The organism is Paraburkholderia phymatum STM815, from assembly GCF_000020045.1.
GTDB lineage: Bacteria > Pseudomonadota > Gammaproteobacteria > Burkholderiales > Burkholderiaceae > Paraburkholderia > Paraburkholderia phymatum.
Genome location: NC_010622.1, coordinates 1,968,091 through 1,989,113, shown reverse-complemented (window position 1 = coordinate 1,989,113; position 21,023 = coordinate 1,968,091). Strand labels below are relative to the sequence as shown.

The following is a 21,023-nucleotide window of genomic DNA, read 5'->3' as shown; positions in this document are numbered from 1 at the left end:
GCACCGGCGGCCGTGCGAAATCTCACACGCCGTGCATCCGGCACGCCTTACCCGGTTACACTTGCCGTTCATCGCACGAATCTTCGACATGACTTCACGTTATCCGATCCCGCCGGGCGAAATCGAGCTCACGGCCGTGCGCGCACAGGGCGCGGGCGGGCAGAACGTCAACAAGGTGTCGAGCGCGATTCATCTGCGCTTCGACGTCCGCGCGTCGTCACTGCCCGACGTGCTGAAGATGCGATTGCTCGCGATGAGCGACCATCGGATCACGCGCGACGGCATCGTCGTCATCAAGGCGCAAGAATACCGGACCCAGGAGATGAACCGCGCGGCGGCGCTGGCGCGGCTCGATGCGCTGATCGACAGCGTCAGCGTGACTCGCAAGGCGCGCGTGGCCACACGGCCGACGCGTGCGTCGAAAGAACGGCGGCTCGAAAGCAAGGCTAGGCGCAGCGATGTGAAGTCGGGGCGGCAGCGCGTCGACCACGACTAGCGCGGCGCATCCGCGGTGCGTCACACGGTGCTTGCGTTGCGCATTTCGGGTAGGAAATCGACGCAAAACACATGCGTCTGACCGTTGCGCTCGACGGTCACGGCGGCCGTGTAGCAATCCTGGCCGTCCATCAGCGAACAGTGCGGCCCCATCATCGCGACACGGCCCGGCGCGGCGAGCGCGTGCTTGAAATATGCGCGCCGCGACCAGTTGTTGTGCGTGTCGGGCAAGAGCGGTGCGAGGCGGGCAGGGGGAGGCGGCGTGCCGCGCGCGGTGATCGACGGCGCCAGCTGTTCGCCGCGATCGTTCAGCACGAAGACGCGGCGCGCATCGGGCACGAGGAAGACAGGCTTCGCGGCTTGTTCGAGATCGCCTGTCTGCATATACAGCGACGCGCCCGCGAGCACGGCTTCCGTAAAGCCCTCGAAGCCGGGCCGCTGATAGCGCGAATGCGTTTGCTCGTAGCTCTCGAAACGTGTCCACATCTGTTCGAGCAGCTCGGGCACGCGCGCGCTCGCCGCCTGGATCGAGCCCTTCGGTTGGCCGAACCAGTAACCCTGGACGAAATCGACGTCGGCCTGCATCAACGTCATCAGTTCGTTTTCCGTTTCGACGCCTTCCGCCAGCACCAGCGTGCCCGATTGATGCAGCATGTTGATCAGATGAGCGATCAGCGAATTATCGTTGTCCTGGCGGCCGGCGCGCGCCACCAGCGAGCGGTCGAGTTTCACGATGTCCGGCCGGAAGCGCCACACGCGGTCGAAGTTAGAAAAGCCGGTGCCGAAGTCGTCGATGGCGATCAGGAATTCTCGCGGCTGGGATGCGGCGAGCATGCTGGCGACGGCCGATTCATCATCGGCCGGCTGCTCGAGCACTTCGATCACGATGCGTTCCTGCGGCAGTCCGAAATGCTCCGACAGTTCGTCGATGAACGGGCGCTGCGGCCAGCCCGTTTCGAATACCTGCGGACGCGTGTTCAGGAACAGCCATCCCGTCGCGATGCCTTGCGCCATGAAGTTCGCTACATGCAGGCAGCGCGCGAGACGATCGAGCGCGCGCGCCTCGCCTGTCGAGCGGGTGCCCGAGAACAGTACGGCGGGCGAGATGGGATGGCCGACGGGATCGAAGGCGCGCAGCAACGCCTCATAGCCGACCACGCGCTGATGCGTCACGGAGACGACCGGCTGGAAAACGCTGCGCAAGGTAATGGTTCGCCACGGCGCAGCCCATCCGGCCTCGTCCTGCACCATGTGCTGCAGAAGGCCGGTGAGCGTCGTATCGTCGACGTTAGGCATGACGGCAGATTGTCCTATGCAGCGTGCGGCGCTCGCCCGGATGCAGCGGCATGCCGGCGGCAGGCCTGTCCAGCATCGGCGCAATGGAGGTCGGGCCCGAAGGCGATCAGATCGATGCCTTTCACGCGCGACTCCGCTCGGTGGTGCAACTCGTCTTGCAGCTTAGTTCATCGAAATCAGTCTAGCAGTTCGTATGCAATTCGAATGTTCGGGTAATCACAGACCGCGCCAAGAGTCTGCGCAGTTCTGACTGTATGTTGGCGCAGATTGGCGGCGCGTTTATGGCAGCGGCGCTATGCTGCTGGTTTTCGAAAATGGGGAGTGTGGCGTGTCGGAGATCGCAGTGGTGGCAATCTCGGTGGCGAAGCCGGGACATGAAGAGCGGTTGCGTGTCGCGCTGGAGGGGCTCGTCGCGCCGACGCTCAGGGAGCGCGGCGCGTTGCAGTACGACCTGCATCGCGACCTTCACGAGCCGCGCCGGTTTGTGTTCTTCGAGCGTTGGGAAAGCGAGGAGGCGTTGGCGGCACACGCGAAATCCGCGCATCTCGACGCGTATGCGAAGGCGTCCGCCGACTGGGTCGAGGCCTCGGAGATACGCGTCGTATCGAAGATCGCTTAGCGCGACGAGCAGCAGCCCGGCAAGCCTGCTGCTCCAGAAGCAGCAAGGCCCGGCAATATGGCGGCCGGGCCCCGGATAACGCGCGTGATCGCAGTCAGTGCGTCGCTTGCGGCACGTCGAGGATCAGGATGATGGTCCAGTCGGCCTCGCCGTCGTGATGATACTGGCGCTCGGCGACGATGAACGGCTGCTGCTTGCCGGCCGGTCCGAGAAACAGCACGTCGCCTTCCATCGGCAGACATTCGACGGGCGGTAGCGCGAGGAACGCATCCTGATTGCCGCGCGGCATGAGTTTTTCGATCTTGCGGGATGCTGCTTCAGTCCATTCGATGTCAAGCTGGATGTTGCTCATTCTGTCCTCCGCACCAGGGGCGCACGGGTTGGGGTCGATTCGTCGGTGCGCGACTTTAGCATAACGTCGACGGGCATCCTGCGAGATGCCGTTCGCCTGTCTTTTGTATCCGTTTTGTATGGGATATCCGCTGGCGCAAACAAAAAAGCCGAGGCCGTATTGAACGGCTTCGGCTTGTTTGCCCTGTCCGCACCCGAGGTGCGGTGCTCGCGCTACCCGCTTATTGCGCAGGCTCGGCGGGCTTCTTGTGGTGCATGCCCTTGTGATGCTTCATCGGTGCGGGCGGCGGTGCGCTTTCCATTGCCTGCTGCCGGTTCTGCAGTTCTTGCGCGCGTTGCTCGACGTCGGCGGCCTTGGCCGGATCGGTGCTCATTCTCACGCCTTGATCCTGTTGCGCGTACGCGGCGCCCGTCAGTGCCGAAAAGGAAACCAGGATTGCCAGGGACACTTTCTTCATCGTTGCCTCCGTAGAGAGTGGTTATGGACCCGAGTATGGCCTGTCCAATGGAACGACAGTGCATTCTAGCGAGCAATGTTTAGTCCAGCGCGCGTTCTGTAACAGAATTCACATACGGTTACTTCTCGTTACATTCAGGCGTTGCTGCGACGGATCGGCGCCGTACAAGCCGTCGCGCACGAAGCTCGTTGCTGTGCGCTTTGGTGCGCGTGTCGCGGGAAGTCAGATTTTCCCGCTTTGGCGTGACGCGCAGCTGTCCGCGGTCGGTGTGCAGCGCGCTTCGATGCCGATGAAGATGCAGCCGTGCGCGAATCGGTGGGAGACCTAAGCAAGTGGGGAAGAGGGCCGCGCGATCAGAACCAGCCGATCTGCCGATACACATGGAACTGCGCGATGCCGACCAGCTCGTGCAGCGCGATCTCTGCATCGAAGAAATTCTCCCGACGCGGCAGCACGCCGCGTTTGGCGTGCCGGGTATTCGACACGACGGGCAGCGGGTTCATCCCGAAACGGTGGAAGTTCAGCAGTGCGCGCGGCATCTGATAGGCGGACGTGACGAGCATCAACGAACCGTAATATCCGTCCGGCAGAATGGCAGCGACGTTGCGCGCGTTTTCGTACGTTGTCATGCTGCGGTTCTCGAGAATGATGTCGCCGCGCGGCACTTCTTCGCGCAGAAGATAGGGCAGGTAGGTGTCCGCTTCCGTCGCCTCGTGCTCTTGCGGGTTGCCGCCGCTGACGATCACATGACACACGGAACTGACCTGCTTGCAGCGTGCGTACAGGTCGGCGCTCATCGCGATGCGGGCGATCGCATCTCTCGGCGGGACCAGTTTGCCGTCGCGATGCACTGTCCCTGTGCCGAGCAGCACGATGGCCGTGTGGGCCGCGTAGGTTGCGGGAGCAACCGTTTGTCCGCCGGGCGGCGCGCCGCGCTGGGCAAGATCGAGCAAAGGCTGGGCGAGCCAGCCTGCGCCGACCGCCCAGAAAAGCACGATGGTCGTCGTGCCGATCAGCGTGCGGGCGTTGCGCAGCAGCATGAAAGCTGCAAAAAAAAGCAGCAATAAAGTTAAGAGAATCAATTTTATTGGGGTAACGTATGGTATTCGGACATTTCCGCGAGCGGATCATCGCGCCATCAGGGCGCATCGCCGCCAGCTGGAAGCAGAACGCTAGCACGGCGTTCACACGGGGGCCGAAATAAACGGCGGCCAATGCCAGCTTTGGCGGACACGCGTGAATTTTGCGTCCCGTCCGCCACGCGCGCGTCAGCCGACGCGCCATTGTGTCGCGAACAAATAAGTCATGGCTGCACTTTAAGAAAGAAGTGAGATGACCGCTTATTCCAACGAAGCAGTACTAGAGGCGCTACGACGAGCGCAATACCGTCAGGTGCCGTGGGCGAAGCGCCCAGGCGTTTTCGAATTTCTGCGTTCGCTTGGCATGATGGACACCGTTCGTCAACGGACGGTCGCTCCTGCGCCGGGTTTCCATGCTCCTGTGGACATCGCGGTGCTGACCGAACGCGGCCGCGCCGAGTTCGCGCGGCTTTCGCGCGACGAGCGTTCCCTCGACTGGGACGCGCGCCGTATGCATCATTACGTTTTTTCCGGCGCAGTCGCCGGGGAGCGGGCCGCCGCTGTCTAGGCGCCGGTTCTTGCAGCACGCGCGCACGCGAGAACAGTGTTGCGCGCGACAACGCGTCGTCCAAGGCGCGTCGAGGGCGTTTCGCCGCCAATTCCCGGCTTTTACATTTTCTCCGGAAGCCAGCACGGGCGCGGTGCCATGGACGAAAAAAAGCCCGTATCGCGAGGATACGGGCATACCGGAATTACTTCTGCCACGCTGTGCTTAATGGCATTAGTGAGACTGCCGAGATGCCCGCTGGTTCCCGACATCGAACCTCTTCGTCGACATCGCCGAGTAGCGCCTGTGTCAGGGCAATATCCGATGCATTCAGTGGGAGTCCGTCGCTCGCCGTTGGGAGGCGTCGTCGCGCTGCCCATCGGGACGCGCGCGCACGTTGCTCGCGATGTCCCCACGTAGATCGCCGCGCGGCGCGGGCGGCGTGAATCCCTGATTGCGCGTTTCAGCCTGTTGCCAGGCTTGCAGCGTGGCCGGTTGCTCCGGCCTCCAGTTCCAGCCTTGCGGGCGCTGTTGCGCGGTTGCAGTTGCGGCGAGCAATGAAACGACCAAGCCGCACACATGCAGTGACATTGGCCTCATGATCGGTTCCCGACAAGCCGGGCGGGACGGGCTTGTTTGCATACTCATACGGTATGCCGCATTGCGAAAGCATGCTGTAAATAAAAGTAAATGGATGTTTCGTCACGTCACGATCGATATGCAACGATATAAAGGCTTGTGGACGAAGGCTCCAGACCGGAAAGACAGGGCGCCGCAAGGGGGACGCACGTGCCCGTCACGATGGCGATGCCTGTGCCCGTAACGGTGGAAGAGAGAGTGGGTTGCAGCGCCCGCCGGTGCATGCGAACCATGTCATCGTGCCTGCGAAGGAACGAGGCAAATGCACGAGGCGGGAAAGTGGGCCGGGCGGTTGCCGGCCTCAAAAACGCGCCGGGCGCCCTTGGGCGCCCGGAAGCGTAGAGTGCATGGTCAGGCCATCTTGACGGGCGCCCGCCACGATTCCGGATTGGTCCAGAACGCGCCGCGCAGACGGTCGCGGCTCGGCGGTGCGGGCGGTTTGGCCGCCGTTGCGCCGATGCGCCCGCGCAGCGAAATCTCGCGGCCGCTCGTGCCGAGCCGTTTGACTATCTCAGCCAGCGTGCCGTCGGCCTGCCATTCGTCGAAACGACGACGGCACGTCGGGGGCGACGGATAACGGCCCGGCAGCTTGGACCAGCCCTCGCCCGTCGACAAAACCCACAACACGGCGTTGACTACCGCGCGAGCTTCGACGCGTGGTCGACCACGGCGTTCGCTCCGTGCCGGCTCTGCACAGAACAACGCCTCCACCAGCGCCCACTCGTTGTCTCTCAAATCGTCGAACACCATCATGTTTCACCTCAGCGAAGCTAACTCCGGTGCGCTGCCCCGCGCTGCGCACTCTTCACGCGCCCGAATCCTATCGGGCGCCGGCGGAGAGTCGGCCTATGCCGTGCCGAACCTTTTTTCACTGGTCCGAATCGGCGCCGACTCTTGTGCCAAGGCAAATGCACGAAGCGTGCCATGTTTCGCTCAACCGCCTCGAAGCCCCGCCGCATCAAGCCGTTACGGGCGTTAGCCTGGCCCGTATGAGAATCCAAAAAACGCATCACGCAAATCGGGACAATCACCAATCTTGTGCAACGAGGCCCGCCCCGCGTGCGTCTGCGCTTTTTTGCTGCGTCGCAGCGAAGCTGTCGGCACGATGCGCAAATGCGGTAGAGGGCCTAACATATGCATCAAACGACATCATTCATGAGGGCAAGGGATGAATGTGACGCTGCGCCAATTGCGCGTCTTCATCGAGGTGGCGCGGCTGCAGAGTTTCAGCCGCGCGGGCAGCGAGATCGGCCTGACGCAGTCGGCCGTCAGCCGCTGCGTGCGCGAACTGGAAGCGGAAATCGGCCTCAAGCTGATCGATCGGACTACGCGAGAAGTCCAGCTGACGGACGTGGGCGGCAATCTGGTCGCGAGCGTGTCGCGGCTGCTCGTGGACCTCGACGATGCCCTGCGCGAGATCCGCGAAATCGGCGAGCAGCGGCGCGGTCGCGTGATGGTGGCGGCGAGCCCGACTATCGCGTGCCGCTTGATGCCAAATATCGTCACCGCGTGCAGCCAGCAGTTTCCGTACATCGCGCTCGGCTTGCGCGACGACGTGCAGAGCGACGTGGTGCGCAAGGTGAAGTCGGGCGAAGTGGACTTCGGTGTCGTGATCGGCCCGCTTGCCGCCGACGATCTGTTCACGGAGCCGCTGATGACCGACTCGTTCTGCCTTGTATCGCGCGATGACCATCCGCTCGCGCGGCGCGCCGAAATTGCGTGGCGTGAGCTGGACGACGAGCGCCTCGTGATGCTGGATCAGGCATCGGGCAGTCGGCCGATCATCGATGCCGCGCTGGAAGAGCACGGCGTCAGGGCCCATGTCGTGCAGGAACTCGGCCATCCGTCGACGGTGTTCGGGCTGGTGCAGGCTGGCGTGGGCGTGAGCATATTGCCGTGGCTTGCGCTGCCGCTGCCTGCCGGGTCATCGCTGGTCGCGCGGCCGCTCGTGCCGCGTGCCGAGCGCACGGTCGAACTGGTACGGCGGCGCGACCGCTCGCTGTCGCCCGCCGCCGATGCCGTGTGGAACCTGATCCATCAGGTGCCGGGCCGGACTGAGGATCTGCGCTGACGTCGCCTGGCGTTTGTTGTGCGTGCGTCGTTTGCGCCGCTTCCAAGGGTGAAACAAAGGGTGAGAAGTTACACTCGCATCTTTCGACAGACCCGCCCGGACCCTCGATGCGCGACACGGACTTGCCCCAGTCTCCGATCCCTGACACCTCATTCCCTTTGACGGCACATGCGCGCGACGCGGTGCGCTCGCTGCGGCCGTCGCAAATCCGCGAAGTGGCGAACGCCGGCTTCGGCCTTCCGGACGTGCTGCCGTTCTGGTTCGGCGAATCGGACCGCGTCACGCCGACGTTCATCCGCGACGCCGCGAGCGCCGCACTTGCGCTGGGCGCGACGTTTTATACGCATAACCTCGGTATCGCGCCGCTGCGCGACACGCTGGCCCGGTACGTCAGCGCGTTGCACGGCGCCACGTCCGCCGATCACGTTGCCGTGACGAGCGCGGGCGTCAACGCGCTGATGCTGGCGGCGCAGCTCGTCGTCGGTGCGGGCGACCGGGTGGTCGCCGTGACGCCTCTGTGGCCGAATCTCGTCGAGATTCCGAAGATCCTCGGCGCGCACGTCGACACCGTGCCGCTCGTCTACGGTGCTGGAGGCTGGCAGCTCGATCTGCAGCGGCTGCTCGCCGCGCTCACGCCGGACACGAAGCTGCTGATGATCAACTCGCCGAACAACCCGACCGGCTGGGTGATGACACGCGACGAGCAGCGCGCCGTGCTCGAGCATTGCCGGCGGCACGGCATCTGGATCGTCGCCGACGAAGTCTACGAGCGCCTGTATTACGCGGGCGCGGCGGGCGAAACCGCGCCGTCGTTCCTCGATCTCGCCGCGCGCGACGAGCGCGTGATCTGCGTCAATTCTTTCTCGAAGGCATGGCTGATGACGGGCTGGCGGCTCGGCTGGATTGTCGCGCCCGCCGCGCTGATGGACGATCTCGGCAAGCTCGTCGAATACAACACGTCCTGTTCGCCAGCGTTCGTGCAGCAGGCCGGGATCGCGGCGCTTGAGCAGGGCGAGGCGTTGACACGCGAGCTGGTCGGCGATCTGCGGGCGTCGCGCGACCATCTGGTGCGGTCGCTGTCGGCCGTGCCCGGTGTCGACGTGAAGGCACCGCCGGGCGCGATGTATGTGTTCTTCTCGTTGCCGGGCGCATCGCGCAGTCTCGAACTGTGCAAGGCGCTGGTGCGCGACGCGCGGCTCGGGCTCGCGCCGGGCAGCGCGTTCGGCACGGAGGGCGAGGGCTTCGTGCGCTGGTGTTACGCGTGCGATCCGGCGCGCCTCGATGCCGGCGTCGAGCGGCTGCAAGCCTGGCTCGAGCGGCAAGGCGCCGGGCAAAGCTAGCGCAGGTCCAGGCGCGCCCGAACCCGCGGCGCGCCGGGTCGTTATGCTGGGCTCGAAATATCGTTTAAGGTGCAGTCTGGTTTTCGTCTTTACGCACCGATTGTTTTTGCGTAATATGGCAGCCAGTCACGCGGTTCCCTCGCGGAATTTCGCTGCTCCGTCGTCCGGCTGGGTTTGGCTCGATGCCTTTTTCGCCTCCCCCCGGTGCGTGCTCCCATCAATATGACCGATCAGAATCGGGCGAGCGCGTCTTCAGTTCCATATCGTCTGTTTGATCCGGTTCTTTGACCACAGGGTCTGACCTAGCTGCATGAATACCCAAGAGGCGAAGATCGTCCTCGAGACTGCCTTGATCTGCGCGCAGGAGCCGTTGAAGCTCGGTGATTTGCGTAAGCTCTTTGCTGACGGCGTATCGGCGGATACTGTCCGCACGTTGCTTGAAGACCTGAAGCAGGATTGGTCCGGACGCGGTGTCGAGCTTGTCGGGCTGGCGTCTGGCTGGCGCTTCCAGAGCAAGCCCGCGATGCGCACGTATCTCGACCGTCTGCATCCCGAGAAGCCGCCGAAGTATTCGCGGGCGGTGCTCGAGACGCTCGCGATCATCGCGTACCGGCAACCCGTTACGCGCGGCGATATCGAAGAAATTCGCGGCGTGACCGTGAATACGCAGGTTGTGAAGCAGCTCGAAGACCGCGGCTGGATCGAAGTGATCGGACATCGCGACGTGCCGGGCCGCCCGGCGTTGTACGCCACGACGCGCTCGTTCCTCGACGACCTCGGCCTGAAGTCGCTCGAAGACCTGCCGCCGCTCGACGATCCGTCGGCGCAGTCGAACATGGATCTGCTCGCACAGCACGCGATCGAGTTTTCGGACGCGGCGGCGACCGATGCCGAAGGCCTCGTTGCCGAAGTGGGTGGCGGCGTCGACGAAGGCATGGCTCATGCTGGGTCGGACGGTGAGGCGTCGCCGCCCGTCGCGGCAGATACGCCCCCGCCGGGCGACGACATGCAACGTCCGTCGCAGACTGATGAGCATGCGAACGAGGCGCCGTCGGCCGATGCTGACACGTACGCTGCGTCACCGGCGTCCGTGCCCGAGCATGCCGAAGCCGGCATCGGGCGCGAGGAAACGTTGGTGCACACCGAACACCGCATCGTCGATGAGGCGACGCATGAAACGGGAGCGGCTCAAGAAGCCGGTTCCGACGCGCAGTCCAAAGACCCACTCGAAGACACGCGCAAACTGCATAACGAGACCGGACACGCGGCTCACGCGAACCCGGCCGGAACAGACCAGAGTCAAGCGGTGCACGACGATCGTCAAGATCGCCGCGATACCGCTCAGGACGCGGGCGAATTCTCCGACGACGAAGCCGAGTCGCGCAGCGCCTGACGTAACCGTACTTTTTGACGCGCCCGCAATGGGCGCGCGACCTGACATTTTGAGGTTGTTTTGACAGACATCCACGACACCGATTCGTCCGAATCCGAGCGCGCCGTCGCTGCTGCGCGCCCCGACGAAACGCGCAACGCGAAAGCGTCAGCGGGCGATACCGAGCGGACCGGGCAAGCGCCGGACACCGAGGGCGACGAGCGCCCCCGCCGCGGCCTGCGCCGTGGTCCGCGTAGCCTGATCGCGCGTCGCCGCGCGGGGGCAAAGGCAAAGACGGCCGATGCCGAGACTACGCAGCCGGCGCCCGCCGTGACGGAAGCGCCGCCCGACGGCGAAGTCGTCGCGCCCATGCGCGCGCCGCGCAAGGACGCGGGCGCGAAGGCGCAAGGCCAGGGCGGCCGTCGTGCCGGCGGCAAGCAGGGTGGCCAAAGCGGTCAACCGGGGGCTCGCCAGGGCGGCCAGCGCAAGGGCCGCGGCAATGCGGCCGGCGATGCCGCGCCTGCAGCCACCGAAGGCGACAAGCAGGACGACCTGTTCGCCTATGTGACGTCGCCCGCCTTCGACGCCGACAACTCGGCAACGGGCGGTGTGCGCGCGCCGATGCTGCGCCGCGGCCGTCCCGCCGCGCCTAAGCGCGTTCTGTCGCCGGACGACGACGCGCCCAAGCTGCACAAGGTGCTCGCCGACGCCGGCATGGGCTCGCGTCGCGACATGGAAGAGCTGATCGTCGCGGGTCGCGTGTCGGTGAACGGCGAGCCGGCGCACATCGGTCAGCGCATCCTGCCTACCGACCTCGTACGCATCAATGGCAAGCCGATCAAGCGCAAGCTGCAGAGCAAGCCGCCGCGCGTGCTGCTGTATCACAAGCCGACGGGCGAAATCGTCAGCCATGCCGATCCGGAAGGCCGTCCGTCCGTGTTCGACAAGCTGCCGCCGATGAAGACGGCGAAATGGCTTGCCGTCGGTCGTCTCGACTTCAATACGGAAGGTCTGCTGATGCTGACGACGTCGGGCGATCTGGCGAACCGGTTCATGCATCCGCGTTACAGCGTCGAACGCGAATATGCGGTGCGCGTGGTCGGCGAGCTGACGGAAGGCAACCGGCAGAAACTGTTGCACGGCGTCGAACTCGACGACGGTCCGGCGAACTTCCTGCGCATCCGCGACGGCGGCGGCGAAGGGACGAACCACTGGTATCACGTCGCGCTCGCCGAAGGTCGTAACCGCGAAGTGCGCCGCATGTTCGAAGCGGTCGGCCTGATGGTGAGCCGGCTGATCCGTACGCGTCACGGCCCGATCGCGCTGCCGCGCGGTCTGAAGCGTGGGCGCTGGGAAGAGCTCGAGGACAACCAGGTGCGCAGCCTGATGGCGTCGGTGGGTTTGAAGGCGCCGGCAGAAGAGAAGGGCGCCGGTCGCCGTGGCGAGCCCGAGCGCCGTCAACCGGATCCGATGCAGACCTCGATGGGCTTCATCAATCGCGAACCCGTGCTGATGTCGCATGGCCGTTTCGACCAGCAGCAGCCACGCGGCGGCGGTCCTGGTCGCCGCGGCGGCAAGGGCGCAGGCGCATTCGGCGCGCTGAACACCGGCTTGGGCGGCGGCTTCGGCAATACGAACGGCAACCGCGGCGAAGGCCGTGGCGGCCGGGGTGGCCGCGATGTCGACGGCAATCGGGCGCCGTCGGGCAACCGTGCGGCCGCAGGCGGCGGTAATGCGAAGCGTGGCGGTGGCGGCGCTGGTAATCGCGCGCAAAACGGCAACCGCGCGGGCAACGGCAATCGCGCGGGCGGCAATCCGAACGCTGGCGGCAATCGCAGCGGCGGCGCGCAGCGCAACCGTTCCCGCGGACGCTGATCGTCACGAAGCGGCGGCGGCGCCCGTAGCCGCCGCCGAGTTCGACTGCATCGCGCGCATCGGAGATTGTCTTGCGCATCCGCCAGCGAACCATCTCTCGCAGACTGCGCCAGACTGCACGAAATGGCCTGTTTCAAGCCTTGATTGCGGTGAATTCCATCGCAAATGAGCTTGGGCCGCTGGCTGGCGGTTTGCGTTTGTCGTGAAAAATGGCTACAATCACAAAGTCGCTGGGCGTGCGGTTTTATGTGCGGCTCAGGTGCGACCACCGGCAATAAGATGATGGGCGTTTCGCCCATTTTTTTTTGCCGCTCAGTTCTTGGGTGGATCGGCATCTCGGGTAGCACGAACGTGCGCCGGCTTGGCGCGCAACCCTTGGGTGTATCGCAAAGGCTTGCAGCGCGAACATCTTAGAGGGCAACGTGCAACTGACGGAACTGATTGAAACCACGGTCGTGGGCTTGGGGTACGAGCTCGTCGATCTCGAGCGCACCGGGCGCGGCATGCTGTGCATTTATATCGACCAGCCCGCCGGCATCGCGATCGAAGACTGCGAAAAAGTTACCCGTCAGCTCCAGCACGTACTGACGGTCGAAAACATCGATTACGAGCGCCTTGAAGTATCGTCGCCAGGTCTCGATCGCCCGCTGAAAAAACTGGCGGATTTCGAACGCTTCGCGGGCAGCGAGGCGGTGATCACATTGAAAAAGCCATTGGACGGACGGAAATCGTACCGGGGCATCCTGCATGCGCCCGAAGGCGAAACGATCGGTCTGGAATTTGAAGGGAAGGAAGGCGCCGCGATGCTGGATTTCACGCTCGCGGATATAGACAAGGCACGCCTCGTTCCGAAAGTTGACTTTAGGAGCCGCAAACAATGAGTCGCGAAGTGTTGATGCTGGTGGATGCGCTGGCACGCGAAAAAAATGTCGACAAGGACGTGGTGTTTGCCGCGCTCGAGGCAGCGCTCGCGTCTGCATCCAAGAAACTCTTCGACGAAGACGCGGACATCCGCGTTCATATCGACCGTGAGAGCGGCGAGCACGAAACCTTCCGTCGCTGGAAAGTCGTGCCCGACGAAGCAGGCCTGCAGGAGCCCGATCAGGAAATCCTGTTGTTCGAAGCGCGCGAGCAGAAGGCCGACGCGCAGATCGACGACTTCCTGGAAGAACCTGTTCCGTCCATCGAATTCGGCCGTATCGGCGCGCAGGCTGCCAAGCAGGTGATCCTGCAGAAGGTGCGCGACGCAGAACGCGAGCAGATCCTGAACGACTTCCTCGAGCGCGGCGAAAGCATCATGACGGGTACCGTCAAGCGTCTCGACAAGGGCAACTTCATTGTCGAATCGGGCCGTGTCGAAGCGCTGCTGCGCCGCGATCAGCTGATTCCGAAGGAAAACCTGCGCGTCGGCGACCGTGTGCGCGCCTACATCGCGAAGGTCGATCGCACCGCGCGCGGTCCGCAGATCGAGTTGTCGCGGACGGCGCCCGAGTTCCTGATGAAGCTCTTCGAAATGGAAGTGCCGGAAATCGAACAAGGCCTGCTGGAAATCAAGGCGGCAGCACGCGATCCCGGCGTGCGGGCGAAGATCGGCGTTGTCGCTTATGACAAGCGTATCGACCCCATCGGCACCTGCGTCGGCATTCGCGGTTCGCGCGTGCAGGCCGTGCGCAATGAGCTCGGTGGCGAAAACGTCGACATCGTGCTATGGTCGGAAGATCCCGCCCAGTTTGTGATCGGCGCGCTCGCGCCGGCAGCTGTCCAGTCGATCGTCGTCGATGAAGAAAAGCATTCGATGGACGTCGTCGTCGACGAAAGCGAACTGGCCGTCGCTATCGGCCGCAGTGGCCAGAACGTGCGTCTTGCCAGCGAGCTTACCGGCTGGCAGATCAACATCATGACGCCGGACGAGTCTGCACAAAAGCAGAACCAGGAACGCGGCGTACTGCGCGACCTGTTCATGGCGCGTCTCGATGTCGACGAAGAAGTCGCCGACATCCTGATCGACGAAGGTTTCACGAGTCTCGAAGAGATCGCCTACGTGCCGCTCAACGAGATGCTGGAAATCGAAGCATTCGACGAAGACACCGTTCACGAACTGCGCAACCGCGCGCGTGATGCGTTGTTGACGATGGCGATTGCGAACGAGGAGAAGGTCGAAGGCGTTGCGCTCGACCTGAAGAGCCTCGACGGCATGGATGCCGAGCTGCTCGCGAAGCTGGCTGAACATCAGATCCAGACGCGCGACGACCTGGCTGAACTGGCTGTCGACGAGCTGGTCGAGATGACCGGCGTGACTGAGGACGCCGCCAAGGCGTTGATTATGAAGGCCCGTGAACACTGGTTTCAATGAGATCCACGACCATGAACCACTGACCTGATCGCGGCCGTAAGGCTGCATGACCCGATGCTAACCGCAAGGAATCGGTCCTTGCATTAAGAGGAATGAATGGCGAGTAACAACGTAGCCCAATTTGCCGCAGAACTGAAAATGCCTGCAGGCGTGCTGCTCGAGCAGCTGCAGGCGGCGGGCGTCCAGAAAGCGAGTGAAGACGATGCTTTGTCCGAGACGGACAAGGCGCGTCTGCTCGACCACTTGCGCAGGTCGCACGGCTCGAACGATGCTGACAAGCGCAAGATCACGCTGACCAAGCGGCATACGTCGGAGATCAAGCAGTCCGACGCGACGGGTAAAGCTCGTACCATTCAGGTCGAGGTGCGCAAGAAGCGCACGTTCGTCCGCCGCGACGAGGCTGCCGAGCAGGCAGCGGAAGCAACGGGCAATGGTCAGGAAGCAGCGGAAGATCTCGAACTGCAGCGTCGCGAGGAAGAAGCGCGTCACGAGGCAGAACTGCTCGAGAAGCAGGCGCAAGAACTGAAAGCTCGCCAGGAGCAGCTCGCCCGCGAAGAGGCCGAGCGTCAGGCGCGCGAACAGGCTGCCGAGGCCGAGCGTCGTCGCGCCGAAGAGGAAGCGGCTAAGAAGCGCGCAGCGGCTGTGGCCGAAGCAGCCGCGGCGGCGCGCGAGCAGGCCGAGCAGGAACGCGCATCGCAGGACGAAGAGCGCGCGGCGGCGGAACGTGCTGCGCAGCGTGAAGCGGCGAAGAAGGCCGAAGACGCGGCACGGGAGCAGGCCGAAAAGGCCCGCCTCGAACAGGAGGAAATCGCGAAGCGCCGCGCCAAGGCGGAAGCCGAGGCACGCGCGATCCGCGAGATGATGAACACGCCGCGCAAGGCGCAGGTGAAGGCGCCGGAACCGCCGCCGAAGCCGGCCGAAGCGCCGAAGCCCGCGGAAGCGAAGGGCACGCTGCATAAGCCGGCGCGTCCAGCTGGCGAAACGTCGGCCCGTCCGGCCGCGAAGAAGCCGGCGCCCGCAGCAGCGGCGCAACCGGCGGCGACGACGCAGCCAGCGGGTCCCGGCGGCGACAAGAAGAAGGCAGGCGGCAAGGGCGGCTGGCAGGACGACGCAGCGAAGCGCCGCGGCATCAAGACGCGCGGTGACACCAGCGGTGGCGTCGATCGCGGCTGGCGCGGCGGTCCGAAGGGTCGTGGCAAGCATCAGGAATCGACGACCTTCCAGGCGCCGACCGAGCCGATCGTGCGCGAAGTGCACGTGCCGGAAACCATCACGGTTGCCGACCTGGCACACAAGATGTCGGTGAAGGCTTCGGAAGTCATCAAGGTGATGATGAAGCTCGGCCAGATGGTCACAATCAACCAGATGCTCGACCAGGAAACGGCGATGATCGTCGTCGAGGAACTGGGCCATCATGCCGTCGCGGCCAAGCTGGACGATCCGGAAGCGATGCTGGTCGAAGGCGAAGCCTCCGACGCGCCGCAACTGCCGCGTCCTCCCGTTGTCACGGTCATGGGTCACGTCGACCACGGCAAGACCTCGCTGCTGGACTACATCCGTCGCGCGAAAGTGGCGGCGGGCGAAGCGGGCGGCATCACGCAGCACATCGGCGCCTATCACGTCGAGACGCCGCGTGGCGTCATCACGTTCCTCGATACGCCGGGTCACGAAGCGTTCACGGCAATGCGTGCACGCGGTGCCAAGGCAACCGACATCGTCATTCTGGTCGTCGCAGCGGATGACGGCGTGATGCCACAGACGAAGGAAGCGATCTCGCACGCGAAGGCGGGCGGCGTGCCCCTCGTCGTAGCGATCAACAAGATCGACAAGCCGGAAGCGAACCCGGAACGCGTAAAGCAGGAACTGGTTGCGGAAGGCGTCGTGCCAGAAGAGTACGGTGGCGATTCGCCGTTCGTCCCGGTTTCGGCCAAGACGGGCGCAGGCATCGACGATCTGCTCGAAAACGTGCTGCTGCAGGCGGAAGTGCTGGAACTGAAGGCGCCTGTCGAAGCACCGGCGAAGGGCCTCGTGATCGAAGCGAAGCTCGACAAGGGTAAGGGTCCTGTCGCCACGATCCTCGTTCAGTCGGGCACGCTCAATCGCGGCGACGTCGTGCTGGCAGGCAGCGCCTACGGCCGCGTGCGCGCGATGCTCGACGAAACGGGCAAGCCGACCAAGGCTGCAGGCCCGTCGATCCCGGTCGAAATCCAGGGTCTGTCGGAAGTGCCCGCCGCAGGTGAAGAAGTCATCGTCATGCCGGACGACCGCAAGGCGCGTGAAGTCGCACTGTTCCGTCAGGGCAAGTTCCGCGACGTGAAGCTGGCGAAGCAGCAGGCTGCGAAGCTCGAAAACATGCTCGAGCAAATGGGCGAAGGCGAAGTGCAATACCTGCCGCTCATTGTCAAGGCCGACGTGCAGGGCTCGCAGGAAGCGCTGGTGCAGTCGCTGCTCAAGCTGTCGAACGATGAAGTTCGCGTGCAGATTGTGCACAGCGCGGTGGGTGGCATCAGCGAGTCGGACGTCAACCTGGCGACGGCGTCGAAGGCCGTCATCATCGGCTTCAACACGCGTGCGGATGCGCAGGCTCGCAAGCTGGCGGAAAGCAACGGCATCGACATTCGTTACTACAACATCATCTACGACGCAGTGGATGAGGTGAAGGCGGCGATGTCGGGCATGCTGGCACCGGAGAAGCGCGAAGTCGTCACGGGTATGGTCGAAGTCCGTCAGGTCTTCAAGGTGCCGAAGGTCGGCGCAGTGGCGGGCTGTATGGTCACGGACGGTGTGGTCAAGCGGACGTCGTCGGTGCGCGTGCTGCGCAACAACGTCGTCATCCACACGGGTGAACTCGATTCGCTCAAGCGCTTCAAGGACGACGTCAAGGAAGTGCGTCAGGGCTTCGAATGCGGTATGTCGGTGAAGAACTTCAACGACATCATGGAAGGCGACCAGTTCGAAGTCTTCGAAGTCACGGAAGTCGCGCGTACGCTGTAATTCCTGCGTCGTGCACATGAGGGGCGGGGCGGGCGCTGAAGCCCGGTTCCGCCCCTTTGTTTTTGTATCGACTGTTTTGTCTCGTTTGCCGCGTTTTGTGTGGAGTTCCTTCGTGGCTTGCTGCCGCCGATACGCGACGAACATCTTGCTATCCGGCAGCACGGATCACGGATTGACCATGCCTAAGAAACGTACATCTCCCAATCGTAACGTGCAGATCGCCGATCAGATTCAGCGCGATCTGTCCGAACTGATTCGCGAGGTCAAAGACCCGCGTATCGGCATTGTCACGTTCCAGAGCGTCGAACTGACGCCTGACTATGCGCACGCGAAGGTCTACTTCACGACGCTGACTGGCGACCCGCATCAGACGCAAGATGCGCTCAATCACGCGGCGGGCCATCTGCACAATCTCCTGTTCAAGCGACTGCATATCCACACGGTGCCGACGCTGCATTTTCATTACGACAAGACCATCGAGCGAGCCGTCGAGATGTCGCGTCTGATCGACGAGGCGAATGCCTCGCGCGCAAAAGACGACTGACCCTGGTCGAGGGACGCGCACATATGACTCAGAACCAACGTCCCAAGGTGCCGCGTCGCGCGCTGGATGGTGTGTTGCTGCTCGACAAGCCTGTGGGGCTGTCGAGTAACGACGCGCTGATCCGCGCGAAGCGCCTGTATCTTGCGAAGAAGGCGGGGCACACGGGCACGCTCGATCCGCTCGCGTCGGGGCTGTTGCCGCTCTGCTTCGGCGAAGCAACGAAGTTTTCGCAGGATCTGCTGGAAGCGGACAAGACGTATGAAGCGACGATGCGGCTCGGCATTCGCACGACGACGGGCGATGCCGAAGGCGAGGCGATCGAAACGCGCGACGTGACATGCGATCAGGCTGCCGTCGAGCAGAGGCTCGTGCAGTTTCGCGGCGACATCGTTCAGGTGCCGCCGATGTATTCGGCGCTCAAGCGCGGCGGCAAGCCGCTGTACGAGTACGCGCGCGCCGGGCAGACGGTCGAGCGCGAAGGGCGCCAGGTGACGATTCACGCGCTGGAACTCATCGCGTGTGATTTGCCTGATGTGACTTTTCGTGTGACGTGCAGCAAGGGTACGTATGTTCGTACGCTGGCCGAGGATATCGGCGAAGCGCTCGGATGCGGGGCACATCTGGTGATGTTGCGGCGTACTGGCGTCGGGGCGTTGACGCTGGCGAATTCGGTGACGCTGGACGCGTTGTCCGATGCGGCGCAAAGCGAGCGTGATGCGTGGCTGCAGCCTGTCGATGCGTTGCTGTCGACGTTTCCTTCCGTTCAACTGGATGAGGAAGCGACCCGGCGATTTTTGCATGGCCAACGGTTGAAGTTGACCGATCTTGCTGTCGACGACGGTGTTTTGCTGGCGGCTGCTCGTACGCGCGTGTATGGCAGCAAAGGGAAACTGCTTGGCGTCGCGAAAGCCGCCGACGGTGTGCTGGCGCCCGAGCGTCTCATCGTGAGCTAGCGCCTGGGCGGGCGGTTTTTTGCTCCGGCATCCGTGCTTTGCCCACGGGCCTCCAACGTTCCCGCACTCCGCCCTGACAACGCGCGAATCCATGTGCGTTGCCAGCGGTCCGAGATTTGCGCCACCCACTACGCTCCCGCGCCAAGGACCGTCTCACGAGGAAGGCAACAGCCGCCCCGGGTGCAAACCGGGTGCAGGCTGTCGCATTGTCTCGTCGGCGCTGCTACGAGACCAATCCCGCTCTTCGGTCCGGGTGGGCGTTGACGTCGCGGCCGCCTGCACACAGTCTTCCACCTTGGCGGCGCAGACAGTTCGCTGCCGCTTGTGCTGCATACGCCCGACTGAGTGGGTGATGCGCCTGTTCAAGGCGCAGGCAACGCGCCTATACGCCAGCAAACCAGAGAGACAACGCGGAGCGCGGCGGAAAGAAGAACCGCGCGCCGCCAAGGCGCCTCAGTGAGCAGCAGACGCAGCAGCAGCCGAATCTCCGCTACCAGCGCGTTCAGGTCGCGTCACCCATATCAACGCGATCAGCGCGACAAAGATCCCCGCCGACACATAGAACAGATCGTTGACACCCAGTTGAGCTGCCTGCTGCGTCGTCATCGAATTGAACAGGCCATACGCCTGCGCCTGATTCAATCCGACGCCGCCCATCTGCGTGATCGACTGATCGAAAACAGGGTTATAGGCGTGGGCATGCTCGGTCAACTGCGCATGATGCAGGATCGAGCGGTGATCCCATGCGGTCTCGAAGATCGACGTGCCAATGCCGCCGCACATGATGCGCACGAAGTTCGATAGACCAGACGCGGCCGGGATACGATGGCCCGGCAAGCCCGACAGCGTGATCGATACGAGAGGAATAAAGAAGCCGGCCATTCCGATGCCTTGAATCAGCGTCGGCAGCATCAGCGAGTACGTGTCGACGCCCGTCGTGTAGCGCGAACGCATCCAGAACACCAGCGCAAAAATCAGGAACGACGCCGTCGAGATATACCGCGGATCGGTACGCGGCAGAATCTTGCCCGTCACTGGCGACAGGATGATCGCGAACACCCCGACAGGCGCGAGCACCAGACCCGCATCCGTCGCCGTGTAGCCGATATCCGTTTGCAGCCACAGCGGCAGCAGCACCAGATTGCCGAAGTACAAGCCATAGCCCACCGCGAGCGCCACCGTGCCCCCCGTGAAGTTGCGCAGCTTGAAGAGCGACAGATCGACCACGGGATGCTTGTCCGTCAGCTCCCAGACGATAAAGAACGCGAGCGCGATCACGGCTGTCAGGCCCAGCACCACGATCGTCGTCGAGGAAAACCAGTCGAGATCCTTGCCCTTGTCGAGCATCACCTGGAGCGAGCCGACCCATGTGATCAGGAGCACGAGGCCGACGATATCGATCGGTGCCTTCTTGATGACGGAATCGCGGTTGCGGAAGATCGCCCATGTCGCGAGCGCAGCGACGATTCCGACGGGGATATTCACGTAGAAAATCCACGGCCAGGAAATGTTATCCGAGATCCAGCCGCCCAGAATCGGACCGGCGACAGGCGCAATGAGCGTCGTCATCGCCCACATCGACAGCGCCATGGGCGCTTTCGCACGCGGATAGCTCGCGAGCAGCAGCGTCTGCGACAGCGGAATCATCGGGCCGGCCACTGCGCCCTGCAGCACCCGCGAAGCGAGCAGGAAGGGCAGGTTGGGCGAGAGCCCGCACATCCACGACGAGATCACGAACAGTACGATCGACGCCATGAACAGCCGCACCTGTCCGATGCGATCGGTGAGCCAGCCGGTGAGCGGCACGGAGATCGCGTTGGCAACCGCGAACGACGTGATCACCCACGTGCCCTGGTCGGAGGACACACCGAGGTCGCCGGAGATCGACGGGATCGATACGTTCGCGATCGACGTGTCCAAAACATTCATGAAGACGGCGAGCGACACCGCTATGGTGCCGATTACCAGTTGTGTGCCTTCGAGCGGCGGATGAGGCGCCTGCGCCTGAGACTGAGCCATCTATTGTTTGAACCCTGG

General features: G+C 63.6%; 18 protein-coding genes and 1 pseudogene. 12 read left to right on the top strand and 7 right to left on the bottom strand.

Going from position 1 to position 21,023, the window contains the following annotated elements; translation table 11 throughout:
• The first annotated feature begins 88 nt into the window (after positions 1-88).
• A complete protein-coding gene (gene arfB, locus BPHY_RS08880; RefSeq protein ID WP_012401137.1) occupies positions 89-496 on the top strand; it encodes an alternative ribosome rescue aminoacyl-tRNA hydrolase ArfB in 408 nt (135 codons plus the stop codon).
• Between the two features lie 20 nt (positions 497-516).
• On the opposite strand, the gene BPHY_RS08875 is transcribed toward arfB, so the two are convergent.
• The gene (locus tag BPHY_RS08875) at positions 517-1,791 is read right to left on the bottom strand and encodes an EAL domain-containing protein (RefSeq protein WP_012401136.1); all 1,275 of its coding nucleotides are present in this window, start codon (positions 1,789-1,791) and stop codon (positions 517-519) included.
• Between the two features lie 328 nt (positions 1,792-2,119).
• Between BPHY_RS08875 and BPHY_RS08870 the strand changes: the two genes are divergently transcribed.
• The gene (locus tag BPHY_RS08870; protein WP_041763882.1) at positions 2,120-2,410 is read left to right on the top strand and encodes a putative quinol monooxygenase; all 291 of its coding nucleotides are present in this window, start codon (positions 2,120-2,122) and stop codon (positions 2,408-2,410) included.
• Between the two features lie 94 nt (positions 2,411-2,504).
• On the opposite strand, the gene BPHY_RS08865 is transcribed toward BPHY_RS08870, so the two are convergent.
• The 3 genes from BPHY_RS08865 to BPHY_RS08855 all read right to left on the bottom strand — a co-directional run bounded on the left by BPHY_RS08865 (position 2,505) and on the right by BPHY_RS08855 (position 4,259).
• Positions 2,505-2,762, bottom strand: a complete 258-nt coding sequence (locus BPHY_RS08865; protein WP_012401134.1) for a hypothetical protein — start codon at positions 2,760-2,762, stop codon at positions 2,505-2,507.
• 220 nt (positions 2,763-2,982) lie between these two features.
• Complete coding sequence (locus tag BPHY_RS08860) at positions 2,983-3,219, bottom strand: hypothetical protein (RefSeq protein WP_012401133.1); 237 nt, start codon at positions 3,217-3,219, stop codon at positions 2,983-2,985.
• A 353-nt stretch (positions 3,220-3,572) separates the two neighbouring features.
• Positions 3,573-4,259 (bottom strand): YdcF family protein, encoded by a 687-nt coding sequence (locus BPHY_RS08855; RefSeq protein WP_012401131.1) that lies wholly within the window; start codon positions 4,257-4,259, stop codon positions 3,573-3,575.
• 292 nt (positions 4,260-4,551) lie between these two features.
• Between BPHY_RS08855 and BPHY_RS08850 the strand changes: the two genes are divergently transcribed.
• Complete coding sequence (locus tag BPHY_RS08850; protein ID WP_012401130.1) at positions 4,552-4,866, top strand: hypothetical protein; 315 nt, start codon at positions 4,552-4,554, stop codon at positions 4,864-4,866.
• A 309-nt stretch (positions 4,867-5,175) separates the two neighbouring features.
• Here the strand turns inward: BPHY_RS08850 and BPHY_RS08845 are convergent, their stop codons facing one another.
• Together BPHY_RS08845 and BPHY_RS08840 are read right to left on the bottom strand one after the other, a co-directional pair.
• Positions 5,176-5,445, bottom strand: coding sequence for a hypothetical protein (locus BPHY_RS08845; RefSeq protein WP_041763476.1), 270 nt, complete (start codon positions 5,443-5,445; stop codon positions 5,176-5,178).
• Positions 5,446-5,838: 393 nt separating this feature from the next.
• Positions 5,839-6,234: pseudogene (locus BPHY_RS08840) on the bottom strand (transposase); the annotation flags it as partial.
• A 418-nt stretch (positions 6,235-6,652) separates the two neighbouring features.
• On the opposite strand from BPHY_RS08840, the gene BPHY_RS08835 reads away from it, so the two are divergent.
• From BPHY_RS08835 to truB, 9 genes are all read left to right on the top strand, one after another.
• Positions 6,653-7,555, top strand: a complete 903-nt coding sequence (locus BPHY_RS08835) for a LysR family transcriptional regulator (protein WP_012401127.1) — start codon at positions 6,653-6,655, stop codon at positions 7,553-7,555.
• A 107-nt stretch (positions 7,556-7,662) separates the two neighbouring features.
• On the top strand, positions 7,663-8,895 hold the full coding sequence (locus BPHY_RS08830) for a pyridoxal phosphate-dependent aminotransferase (RefSeq protein ID WP_012401126.1): 1,233 nt from the start codon (positions 7,663-7,665) through the stop codon (positions 8,893-8,895).
• A gap of 310 nt (positions 8,896-9,205) precedes the next feature.
• Positions 9,206-10,288, top strand: coding sequence for an SMC-Scp complex subunit ScpB (scpB, locus tag BPHY_RS08825; RefSeq protein ID WP_012401125.1), 1,083 nt, complete (start codon positions 9,206-9,208; stop codon positions 10,286-10,288).
• A gap of 60 nt (positions 10,289-10,348) precedes the next feature.
• Complete coding sequence (gene rluB / locus BPHY_RS08820; protein ID WP_012401124.1) at positions 10,349-12,142, top strand: 23S rRNA pseudouridine(2605) synthase RluB; 1,794 nt, start codon at positions 10,349-10,351, stop codon at positions 12,140-12,142.
• A 422-nt stretch (positions 12,143-12,564) separates the two neighbouring features.
• Positions 12,565-13,023 (top strand): ribosome maturation factor RimP, encoded by a 459-nt coding sequence (rimP, locus tag BPHY_RS08815; RefSeq protein ID WP_012401123.1) that lies wholly within the window; start codon positions 12,565-12,567, stop codon positions 13,021-13,023.
• On the top strand, positions 13,020-14,495 hold the full coding sequence (gene nusA, locus BPHY_RS08810) for a transcription termination factor NusA (protein ID WP_012401122.1): 1,476 nt from the start codon (positions 13,020-13,022) through the stop codon (positions 14,493-14,495). The genes rimP and nusA overlap by 4 nt, the downstream gene beginning before the upstream one ends.
• 96 nt (positions 14,496-14,591) lie before the next feature.
• A complete protein-coding gene (gene infB, locus BPHY_RS08805) occupies positions 14,592-17,489 on the top strand; it encodes a translation initiation factor IF-2 (RefSeq protein ID WP_012401121.1) in 2,898 nt (965 codons plus the stop codon).
• A gap of 178 nt (positions 17,490-17,667) precedes the next feature.
• Positions 17,668-18,033 (top strand): 30S ribosome-binding factor RbfA, encoded by a 366-nt coding sequence (rbfA, locus tag BPHY_RS08800; protein WP_028367023.1) that lies wholly within the window; start codon positions 17,668-17,670, stop codon positions 18,031-18,033.
• Between the two features lie 23 nt (positions 18,034-18,056).
• Positions 18,057-18,986 carry a tRNA pseudouridine(55) synthase TruB gene (gene truB, locus BPHY_RS08795; protein ID WP_012401119.1) on the top strand — a complete coding sequence of 310 codons (930 nt, stop codon included), beginning with the start codon at positions 18,057-18,059 and terminating at the stop codon, positions 18,984-18,986.
• A gap of 453 nt (positions 18,987-19,439) precedes the next feature.
• Here the strand turns inward: truB and BPHY_RS08790 are convergent, their stop codons facing one another.
• Positions 19,440-21,005 (bottom strand): DHA2 family efflux MFS transporter permease subunit, encoded by a 1,566-nt coding sequence (locus tag BPHY_RS08790; RefSeq protein ID WP_012401118.1) that lies wholly within the window; start codon positions 21,003-21,005, stop codon positions 19,440-19,442.
• Between the last annotated feature and the right edge of the window lie 18 nt (positions 21,006-21,023).

Coding starts and splice junctions, on each gene's coding strand:
- arfB (WP_012401137.1), top strand. CDS start 89: ATGACTTCACGTTATCCGATCCCGCCGGGCGAAATCGAGCTCACGGCC.
- BPHY_RS08875 (WP_012401136.1), bottom strand. CDS start 1,791: ATGCCTAACGTCGACGATACGACGCTCACCGGCCTTCTGCAGCACATG.
- BPHY_RS08865 (WP_012401134.1), bottom strand. CDS start 2,762: ATGAGCAACATCCAGCTTGACATCGAATGGACTGAAGCAGCATCCCGC.
- BPHY_RS08860 (WP_012401133.1), bottom strand. CDS start 3,219: ATGAAGAAAGTGTCCCTGGCAATCCTGGTTTCCTTTTCGGCACTGACG.
- BPHY_RS08855 (WP_012401131.1), bottom strand. CDS start 4,259: ATGCTGCTGCGCAACGCCCGCACGCTGATCGGCACGACGACCATCGTG.
- BPHY_RS08850 (WP_012401130.1), top strand. CDS start 4,552: ATGACCGCTTATTCCAACGAAGCAGTACTAGAGGCGCTACGACGAGCG.
- BPHY_RS08845 (WP_041763476.1), bottom strand. CDS start 5,445: ATGAGGCCAATGTCACTGCATGTGTGCGGCTTGGTCGTTTCATTGCTC.
- BPHY_RS08835 (WP_012401127.1), top strand. CDS start 6,653: ATGAATGTGACGCTGCGCCAATTGCGCGTCTTCATCGAGGTGGCGCGG.
- BPHY_RS08830 (WP_012401126.1), top strand. CDS start 7,663: ATGCGCGACACGGACTTGCCCCAGTCTCCGATCCCTGACACCTCATTC.
- scpB (WP_012401125.1), top strand. CDS start 9,206: ATGAATACCCAAGAGGCGAAGATCGTCCTCGAGACTGCCTTGATCTGC.
- nusA (WP_012401122.1), top strand. CDS start 13,020: ATGAGTCGCGAAGTGTTGATGCTGGTGGATGCGCTGGCACGCGAAAAA.
- infB (WP_012401121.1), top strand. CDS start 14,592: ATGGCGAGTAACAACGTAGCCCAATTTGCCGCAGAACTGAAAATGCCT.
- rbfA (WP_028367023.1), top strand. CDS start 17,668: ATGCCTAAGAAACGTACATCTCCCAATCGTAACGTGCAGATCGCCGAT.
- truB (WP_012401119.1), top strand. CDS start 18,057: ATGACTCAGAACCAACGTCCCAAGGTGCCGCGTCGCGCGCTGGATGGT.
- BPHY_RS08790 (WP_012401118.1), bottom strand. CDS start 21,005: ATGGCTCAGTCTCAGGCGCAGGCGCCTCATCCGCCGCTCGAAGGCACA.